The following is an 8,728-nucleotide window of genomic DNA, read 5'->3' as shown; positions in this document are numbered from 1 at the left end:
GCGCCTTCTTGCCCAGCGGCCCTGCCAAGTACCTCTGAACAACCTCGAGCTTGAAGCTCTCACTGTGCTTCGCCATGAAAAACACCCCATCGGTTGGATTGGCGTCCAACCTTTGGGGTGCAGTTCAGATGGACCCCTTTCGTTTTGGTGCCGGCGTCCCGATCGACGCCGTGCGAGGGTGCGATCAGTCGCGATCGCCGCCGAAGATGCCCAGCAGCTGCAGCAGCGCGGTGAACACGTTGTACAGGTCCAGGTAGATGTTCAGCGTGGCGCTGATGTAGTTGGTCTCGCCGCCGTCGATGACGCGCTTGACGTCCACCAGCAGGAAGGCCGAGAAGATGCCCAGGACTGCGACCAGCAGCGCCAGATGCACGCCGGTCGACTGCAGGAACACGTTGGCAATGCCGGCGATCATCGCGATCACGGCGCCGACGAACAGGAACTTCTGCAGGCCGGACAGGTCACGCTTGACCACGGTGGCCAGCGTGGCCATCGCGAAGAAGATCGCCGCGGTACCGCCGCCGGCCATCATGATCAGCGAGTCGCCGTTCCTGAAGCCTAGCGTCCACGTCAGCAGGCGCGACAGCATCAGGCCCATGAAGAAGGTGAAGCCCAGCAGCGCGAACACGCCGGTGGACGAGTTCTTGGTCTTCTCGACCAGGAACATCAGGCCGAAGGCGCCGGCGAAGAACACGATCATCGACAGCATCGGGCTCATCGTGGCGAAGATGCCAGTGGAGACGCCGAGCCAGGCGCCCAGCACGGTCGGGATCAGCGACAGCGCCAGCAGCGCGTAGGTGTTGCGCAGGACGCGCTGACGGTCCGCAGCCAGCGACGAGCCGTAGCTGAAACCGCCGGTTTGAGGTTGGAAGCTTTGGTTGGCCATGTGCGTGCGCCCCATGAAAAAAGTGTTGCTGTCATTGTAGGCCTCGACCTTAAGGCTTCGTTAAAGTCGGCGGCCGAGGAACCCGTCACTTCCTTCCCCCATTGATCCGATTCACTCGATCGACCCACGAGGAGATTCCCATGAAGCAGAAGCCCTACCTGAGCCTGGACGAGGTCAAGCGCATCGCCGCCGCCGCGGAAGCCGAGGCGCTCAAGAACAACTGGCCCGTGACGATCGCGATCGTCGATGACGGCGGCCATCTGCTGTGGCTGCAACGTCTGGACAATGCCGCCGCGACCTCCGCCGTGATCGCTCCCGCCAAGGCCAAGACCGCCGCGATGGGTCGTCGCGATTCCAAGGTCTACGAGGACATCGTCAACAATGGCCGCAACGCATTTCTGAGCGTGCCGCTGGAAGGGATGCTCGAAGGCGGCGTGCCCGTGATGGTCGACGGCTTCTGCATCGGTGCGGTGGGCGTCAGCGGCGTGAAGTCCAACGAGGACGCGCAGATCGCCAAGGCCGGCATCGCCGCGCTGGGCTGAAGCCCGTCGCCATCGGGGATCGCGGGGCTCGCGCATGGCGTGGGCTCGCGTCCGGCGAGCCATTCGATCGGCGATTGGTGGCAGATCATCACATGTCCTTGTGATGACCCGTTTGCGCAAATCTTCTCGGTAGATACCCTGGCGGGTTATACTTTGCAGGTTTACCCGCAACCTACCGCGCCCCGCACACTTCACCCCCGATCGCATCGGATCTCAAAGAGATCCACTCCTTCACAGGAGTCACGAGCGCACCCGCACGCCGAGTCGTCCAAGGCGTGCGCGCGGTGCGCACCGGAGACCCTGAGGCAGAGCTGGGCGCGCGCACAACAACGGAGTTTCCCGTGCTGCCCGATCTGCTTTCCGCTCCTCCCGCGATCCTCGCCCTGGCAGACGGCACGGTCTTCAAGGGTTCGTCGCTCGCCGCGAGCGGCCGGACCGTCGGTGAAGTGGTGTTCAACACCTCGCTCACCGGCTACCAAGAAATCCTCACCGACCCCAGCTATTGCCGCCAGATCGTCACCCTGACGTATCCGCACATCGGCAACTACGGCGTCAACGATGAGGACGTCGAGGCGTCGAAGATCCATGCCGCTGGCCTGATCATCAAGGAGGCGCCGGTCCTCGATTCGAATTTCCGCAAGGGCCGCACGCTGCGCCAGTATCTGCGCGACGAGGGCACCGTCGCCATCGCCGACATCGACACGCGCCGCCTGACGCGCGTGCTGCGCGAGAACGGTGCCCAGAACGGCTGCATCTTGGCGCTGGACGCCGGTGAGCACATCACGCAAGCCCACATCGACGAAGCCGTCGCGCTGGCCAAAGGCGCGCCCAGCATGGCAGGCCTGGATCTGGCCAAAGTCGTGAGCCGCACCGAGCGCGAAACCTGGACCGAAACCGAGTGGACGCTCGGCCAAGGCTACGGCGAGCAGACCGCCCCGAAGTTCCATGTCGTCGCCTACGACTTCGGCGTGAAGAGCAACATCCTGCGCATGCTGGCCTCGCGCGGCTGCAAGATCACCGTCGTGCCGGCGCAGACGCCCGCGTCGGAGGTCTTCGACCTCGAGCCGGACGGCGTCTTCCTGTCCAATGGCCCCGGCGATCCGGAGCCTTGCGACTATGCGATCAAGGCGACCGCGCAGCTGATCGAGGCGGGCATTCCGACCTTCGGCATCTGCCTGGGCCACCAGATCATGGCGCTGGCCTCCGGCGCCAAGACCTTCAAGATGAAGTTCGGCCATCACGGCGCGAATCATCCAGTGAAGGACCTGGACAACGGCCGCGTCAGCATCACCAGCCAGAACCACGGATTCGCGGTCGACCCCGAGTCGCTGCCCGCGAACCTGCGCCCCACGCACGTGAGCCTGTTCGACGGCACGCTGCAGGGCCTGGCCCGCACCGACAAGCCGGCCTTCTGCTTCCAGGGTCACCCGGAAGCGAGTCCCGGCCCGCACGACATTTCGTATCTGTTCGACCGCTTCATCGGTCTGATGTCCAAGGCCTGATGAAGGGGGAGACGAGTTATGCCCAAGCGTTCTGACATTAAAAGCATCCTCATCATCGGCGCCGGCCCGATCATCATCGGTCAGGCCTGTGAGTTCGACTATTCGGGCGCCCAGGCCTGCAAGGCGCTGCGCGAGGAGGGCTACAAGGTCATCCTGGTGAACAGCAACCCGGCGACCATCATGACGGACCCGGACACCGCGGACGTCACCTACATCGAGCCCATCACCTGGCAGGTGGTCGAGAAGATCATCGCCAAGGAGCGTCCCGACGCGATCCTGCCGACCATGGGCGGCCAGACCGCGCTGAACTGCGCGCTGGACCTGCACAAGCACGGCGTGCTGGACAAGTACAAGGTCGAAATGATCGGCGCCAACGAGCACGCGATCGAGAAGGCCGAGGACCGTCTGAAGTTCAAGGACGCGATGACCAAGATCGGACTGGGCTCGGCCCGCTCCGGCATCGCCCATTCGCTGGAAGAGGCCTGGGGCGTGCAGAAGCGCATCCACGCCGACATCGGCGGCAGCGGCTTCCCGATGGTGATCCGCCCCAGCTTCACGCTGGGCGGCACCGGCGGCGGCATCGCCTACAACCCGGAAGAGTTCGAGGAGATCTGCAAGCGCGGCCTCGACCTGTCCCCGACCAATGAGCTGCTCATCGAGGAGTCGCTGATCGGCTGGAAGGAATACGAGATGGAAGTGGTCCGCGACAAGGCGGACAACTGCATCATCGTGTGCTCGATCGAGAACCTGGACCCGATGGGCATCCACACCGGCGACTCGATCACCGTGGCCCCGGCCCAGACGCTGACCGACAAGGAGTACCAGCTGCTGCGCAACGCCTCGATCGCGATCCTGCGCGAGATCGGCGTGGACACCGGCGGCTCGAACGTGCAGTTCTCGATCAACCCGGTCGACGGCCGCATGGTCGTGATCGAGATGAACCCGCGCGTGTCGCGTTCGTCGGCGCTGGCCTCCAAGGCCACCGGCTTCCCGATCGCCAAGATCGCCGCGAAGCTGGCCGTCGGCTACACGCTGGACGAGCTCAAGAACGACATCACCGGCGGCATCACCCCGGCCTCGTTCGAGCCCAGCATCGACTACGTCGTGACGAAGATTCCCCGCTTCGCCTTCGAGAAGTTCCCGATGGCCGACTCGCATCTGACGACGCAGATGAAGTCGGTCGGCGAAGTGATGGCCATGGGGCGCAACTTCCAGGAGTCCTTCCAGAAGGCGCTGCGCGGCCTGGAAACCGGCATCGACGGCCTGTCCGAGGTCAGCACCGATCGCGAGGAGATCGTGCAGGAAATCGGCGAGCCGGGCCCGTCGCGCATCCTGTTCCTGGGCGACGCCTTCCGCATCGGCATGACGCTGGACGAGGTCTTCGAGGAAACCAAGATCGATCCGTGGTTCCTGGCCCAGATCGAGCAGCTGATCAAGATCGAGCAATCGCTGGACGGCCGCGCGCTGGCCTCGCTGAGCGCCGATGAACTGCGCCTGCTCAAGAAGAAGGGTTTCTCGGACAAGCGTCTGGCCAAGCTGCTGGGCACGAATCAGCACGAAGTCCGCAAGACCCGTCACGCGCTGAACGTGCGTCCGGTCTACAAGCGCGTCGACACCTGTGCCGCCGAATTCGCGACGCAGACGGCCTACATGTACTCGACCTACGACGAGGAGTGCGAGGCCAATCCGACCGACAAGAAGAAGATCATGGTGCTGGGCGGCGGCCCGAACCGGATCGGCCAGGGCATCGAGTTCGACTACTGCTGCGTCCATGCGGCCCTCGCGATGCGCGAGGACGGCTACGAGACCATCATGGTCAACTGCAATCCGGAGACTGTCTCGACCGATTACGACACCTCCGACCGCCTGTACTTCGAGCCGGTGACGCTCGAGGACGTGCTGGAGATCGTGGCCAAGGAAAAGCCGGTCGGAGTGATCGTGCAGTACGGCGGCCAGACCCCGCTGAAGCTGGCGCTGGACCTCGAGGCCAACGGCGTGCCCATCATCGGCACGACCCCGGACTCCATCGACATCGCCGAGGACCGCGAGCGCTTCCAGAAGCTGTTGCATGAGCTGGGTCTGCGTCAGCCGCCCAACCGCACCGCGCGCAATGAGGACCAGGCCGTCGCGCTGGCCAATGAGATCGGCTACCCGCTGGTCGTGCGCCCGAGTTATGTGCTGGGCGGCCGCGCGATGGAGATCGTCCACGGCGACAAGGACCTCGAGCGCTACATGCGCGAGGCCGTGCGCGTCAGCGAGAAGTCGCCGGTGCTGTTGGACCGCTTCCTGGAGGACGCGGTCGAGGTTGACGTCGACTGCATCTGCGACGGCGAGGACACCATGATGGGCGGCATCATGGAGCACATCGAGGCGGCGGGCATCCACTCGGGCGACTCGGCGTGCTCGCTGCCCCCGTACACGCTGTCCAAGGAACTGCAGGACGAGCTGCGCCGTCAGACCGCGGCCATGGCCAAGGCGCTGAAGGTTGTGGGCCTGATGAACGTGCAGTTCGCGATCCAGGGCGACGTGACCAAGGGCCTGGCGGAGAACACGGTTTACGTGCTCGAAGTCAATCCGCGCGCGTCGCGCACGGTGCCGTTCGTGTCGAAGGCGACCAGCCAGCCGCTGGCCAAGATCGCCGCGCGCTGCATGGCGGGCGTCAAGCTCAAGGATCAGAAGGCCGCGGGCGGCAAGCCCCCGGTCGAGATCCAGCCGCCGTACTTCAGCGTCAAGGAGGCCGTCTTCCCGTTCAACAAGTTCCCTGGCGTGGATCCGATCCTGAGCCCGGAAATGCGTTCGACCGGCGAGGTGATGGGCGCGGGCCGGACCTTCGGCGAAGCGATGCTCAAGAGCCAGCTCGGCGCGGGCTCGCGCCTGCCGCGTCAGGGCAACGTGCTGATCACGGTCAAGAACAACGACAAGGACCGCGCGGTGGTGCTGGCGCGCGACCTGGTGGCGCTGGGCTTCGGCGTCGTCGCGACCAAGGGCACGGCGGCCGCGATCGAAGCGGCCGGCGTGCCGGTGCGCGTCGTCAACAAGGTCAAGGACGGGCGTCCGCACATCGTCGACATGATCAAGGGTGGCGACATCCAGCTGGTCTTCACGACGGTCGATGAGACCCGCACCGCGATCGCCGACAGCCGTCACATCCGTCAAGCCGCGCTGGCCAATCGTGTCACCTACTACACGACCATGGCCGGCTGTGAAGCGGCCGTCGAGGGCATGAAGCACAAGGACGGTCTACTGGTGCAATCGCTGCAAGAGCTGCACGCCGAACTGCATTAAACTGCCCCGTCCATTCCGCCGCCGCTCGCTCAGCGTCCCTGAGCGGCAGCGGCGGTTTGTTTTGTTTTTCAAGGTTCTAGAGACATGGCCACGATCCCATTGACCAAGCGCGGTGCTGAGAAGCTCAAGGAAGAACTGCATCGACTCAAGACGGTCGAGCGTCATGCCGTGATCAACGCGATCTCCGAAGCTCGTGCCCAGGGCGATCTGTCCGAGAACGCCGAGTACGAAGCGGCCAAGGACAAGCAGGGCTTTATCGAGGGCCGCATCCTCGAGATCGAGGGCAAGCTGGCCGCGGCGCAGGTCATCGATCCGGCGTCGGTGGACGCCGGCGGCAAGGTGGTCTTCGGCACCACGGTCGATCTGGAAGAAGAAGCCTCCGGCAACGAGGTGACCTATCAGATCGTCGGCGACGACGAAGCCGATCTGAAGCAGGGCCTGATCTCCATCAGCTCCCCAATCGCGCGCGCACTGATCGGCAAGGAAGCCGGCGACGTGGCCGAGGTGCAAGCCCCGGGCGGCATCAAGCGCTACGAGATCGTCGAAGTCCGCTACATCTGAGGACGGGCCGGCGATGCTGCTGCGCATCCGTGCCCTGCTGGCGACCCTGTGGGCTGGCGAGTTGCTGACGGTGGCCTTGCTGGCCGCGCCGAACGCGTTCGCCACCTTGGAGCGCGCGGTGGCGGGTCGTTATGTCGGGCGACTGTTCGAGATGGACGCGCGATTTGCATTGGTCGCGGGCATTCTGCTGATCCTGATGGAGCGGCGTCTGCATCGGGACGGCGAGGTCGGCGGTTCGGCGATGAGCGCCGGCTTCCTGCTGCCGCTGCTGGCGATCGGCTTCACCGCGGCGGGCTATTACGCGCTGGAGCCGATGATGGAGGCGGCGCGGCAAGGGCAGGGTAGCTGGACCTTCCTGCAACTGCATGCGGTGTCGCTGGTCTTCTTCGGTTTGCGGACGCTCGCGGTGTGCGTGCTGGCGTGGCGGGTGATGCCGCGCTTCGCGTCAGCCTTGCGGACCTGAGTGTTCCATGGCGGCCATTGACGCGGCCGCGACGTGTCAAGCTGAAAAAAGAAAGACGGCCGAAGGGCCGTCTTGTCGTTGATGTCCTCGCGAATCCCGAAGGCTGCAAGAACCTTGAGCGGGCTCAGCCTTGGCTGGCCTTCTTGACGCTGGTCTGGCGCGGCTTCTTGGCGCGCTTGACTTCGCCCCCCTGCGTGACGCGCTGGTTGCCTAGCACGGTGACCTTCTTGATCTGCGGGCGGTTGTTGCCGCTCTTGGAGAACTTGACGATCTTCACCGTCCTCGGAGCGGGGCGGGCGTTCTCGCTGACGACCTTTTCCTTCTCCGGCATCGGGCGCCACAGGACCAGCAGCTTGCCGATGTGCTGAATCGGGGCGGCGTCGAGCGAGTCCGACAGTTGGGCGAGGATCTCCTCGCGACCTTGGCGATCGTCCGACATCACGCGGACCTTGATCAGGCCATGGGCCTTGAGCGCGGCGTCGACCTCCTTGGTCACGGCGGCGGTCAGGCCATCGGCGCCTATCATCACCACCGGGTCAAGATGGTGTGCGTCGGCACGCTTTTCCTTGCGCTGGGCAGGGGTCAATTGAATAGCAGGCATGTGCCTATTATCCGTGCAATGAAAGTCGATACCAAAAGCAAGAAGGTCAACAAGGCGTGGCTCAACAACCACGTCAACGATCCTTACGTCAAATTGGCCCAAAAAGAGGGTTATCGCTCCCGCGCGGCCTACAAGCTCAAGGAAATCGACGAGGAGTTCCAGCTGATCCGTCCGGGGCAGGTGGTTGTCGACCTGGGGGCGTCGCCAGGCGCCTGGAGCCAGTACCTGCGCCGCCGCTTCGCGCCGAAGGAGGCGGGGGCAGGCGGCGCGGCAGTCGGCCAGCTGAATGGCCGCATCATCGCGCTGGATCTGCTCGATTTCGAAGCCATCGAGGGTGTGGAGTTCATCCAAGGCGATTTCCGTGAGGACGAGGTGCTCGCGCGGCTCGAGGCCATGCTGGGCGGCTCGAAAGTGGATCTTGTGGTGTCGGACATGGCGCCCAATCTCTCCGGCATCGAGAGCACCGACGCGGCTCGCATCGAGCACCTCATCGAGCTGGCGCTGGACTTCTCGAAGCAGCATCTGAAGCCGGAAGGTGCGCTGGTTGCCAAGGTGTTCCATGGCAGCGGCTACGACCAATTGGTCCACGCGTTCCGGGCGCAGTTCAAAAAGGTCAAGACGAGCAAGCCGAAGGCGTCTCGGGAGCGGTCGTCGGAGAACTTCCTCGTGGGCATCGGACTGAAATCGACGTGAGACCCGTGTCGTGCATGGTCGGTCCGGGTCGGAAAGCATCAGGATTCGATGGGGAAGTCGTGATCAGGCGGGCAAGTCCGGCGCGCTTCTCCCCGTCGAAACGATGACGCCGTGGCAATATCTATCGAGGCGTGTGGAAATGCCAATCAGGGCAGGGGACTTGACTGTCCTAGAATCAACCCTATATGCCGTGAA

At 64.3% G+C, this 8,728-nt stretch carries 8 protein-coding genes; 6 read left to right on the top strand and 2 right to left on the bottom strand.

The features are described from left to right. Positions 1–184: 184 nt before the first annotated feature. Positions 185–886, bottom strand: coding sequence for a Bax inhibitor-1/YccA family protein (locus ABDW59_RS18530; protein ID WP_343631818.1), 702 nt, complete (start codon positions 884–886; stop codon positions 185–187). 140 nt (positions 887–1,026) lie between these two features. Between ABDW59_RS18530 and ABDW59_RS18525 the strand changes: the two genes are divergently transcribed. The 5 genes from ABDW59_RS18525 (at position 1,027) to ABDW59_RS18505 (ending at position 7,239) form a co-directional block, all read left to right on the top strand. Further along, positions 1,027–1,428: a heme-binding protein gene (locus ABDW59_RS18525; RefSeq protein WP_067064250.1), complete on the top strand. Its 402-nt coding sequence runs from the start codon at positions 1,027–1,029 to the stop codon at positions 1,426–1,428. Between the two features lie 341 nt (positions 1,429–1,769). Beyond that, complete coding sequence (gene carA / locus ABDW59_RS18520; protein ID WP_343631815.1) at positions 1,770–2,930, top strand: glutamine-hydrolyzing carbamoyl-phosphate synthase small subunit; 1,161 nt, start codon at positions 1,770–1,772, stop codon at positions 2,928–2,930. An 18-nt stretch (positions 2,931–2,948) separates the two neighbouring features. Then, positions 2,949–6,215 (top strand): carbamoyl-phosphate synthase large subunit, encoded by a 3,267-nt coding sequence (gene carB / locus ABDW59_RS18515; protein WP_343631813.1) that lies wholly within the window; start codon positions 2,949–2,951, stop codon positions 6,213–6,215. Between the two features lie 84 nt (positions 6,216–6,299). Then, complete coding sequence (greA, locus tag ABDW59_RS18510; protein WP_343631810.1) at positions 6,300–6,776, top strand: transcription elongation factor GreA; 477 nt, start codon at positions 6,300–6,302, stop codon at positions 6,774–6,776. 13 nt (positions 6,777–6,789) lie between these two features. Further along, positions 6,790–7,239 carry a DUF4149 domain-containing protein gene (locus ABDW59_RS18505; RefSeq protein WP_343631808.1) on the top strand — a complete coding sequence of 150 codons (450 nt, stop codon included), beginning with the start codon at positions 6,790–6,792 and terminating at the stop codon, positions 7,237–7,239. 124 nt (positions 7,240–7,363) lie between these two features. Here the strand turns inward: ABDW59_RS18505 and ABDW59_RS18500 are convergent, their stop codons facing one another. Beyond that, on the bottom strand, positions 7,364–7,840 hold the full coding sequence (locus tag ABDW59_RS18500) for a YhbY family RNA-binding protein (protein WP_343631806.1): 477 nt from the start codon (positions 7,838–7,840) through the stop codon (positions 7,364–7,366). Between the two features lie 18 nt (positions 7,841–7,858). Between ABDW59_RS18500 and ABDW59_RS18495 the strand changes: the two genes are divergently transcribed. Further along, positions 7,859–8,533, top strand: a complete 675-nt coding sequence (locus ABDW59_RS18495; protein WP_343631804.1) for an RlmE family RNA methyltransferase — start codon at positions 7,859–7,861, stop codon at positions 8,531–8,533. The last annotated feature ends 195 nt before the right edge of the window (positions 8,534–8,728 follow it).

The sequence above is a fragment of the Roseateles sp. genome (genome assembly GCF_039595295.1).
GTDB lineage: Bacteria > Pseudomonadota > Gammaproteobacteria > Burkholderiales > Burkholderiaceae_C > Roseateles.
Note: the sequence above shows the minus strand (reverse complement) of the source record. Positions and strands in the feature narration are given on the sequence as shown.

Coding starts and splice junctions, on each gene's coding strand:
- ABDW59_RS18530 (WP_343631818.1), bottom strand. CDS start 886: ATGGCCAACCAAAGCTTCCAACCTCAAACCGGCGGTTTCAGCTACGGC.
- ABDW59_RS18525 (WP_067064250.1), top strand. CDS start 1,027: ATGAAGCAGAAGCCCTACCTGAGCCTGGACGAGGTCAAGCGCATCGCC.
- carB (WP_343631813.1), top strand. CDS start 2,949: ATGCCCAAGCGTTCTGACATTAAAAGCATCCTCATCATCGGCGCCGGC.
- greA (WP_343631810.1), top strand. CDS start 6,300: ATGGCCACGATCCCATTGACCAAGCGCGGTGCTGAGAAGCTCAAGGAA.
- ABDW59_RS18505 (WP_343631808.1), top strand. CDS start 6,790: ATGCTGCTGCGCATCCGTGCCCTGCTGGCGACCCTGTGGGCTGGCGAG.
- ABDW59_RS18500 (WP_343631806.1), bottom strand. CDS start 7,840: ATGCCTGCTATTCAATTGACCCCTGCCCAGCGCAAGGAAAAGCGTGCC.
- ABDW59_RS18495 (WP_343631804.1), top strand. CDS start 7,859: ATGAAAGTCGATACCAAAAGCAAGAAGGTCAACAAGGCGTGGCTCAAC.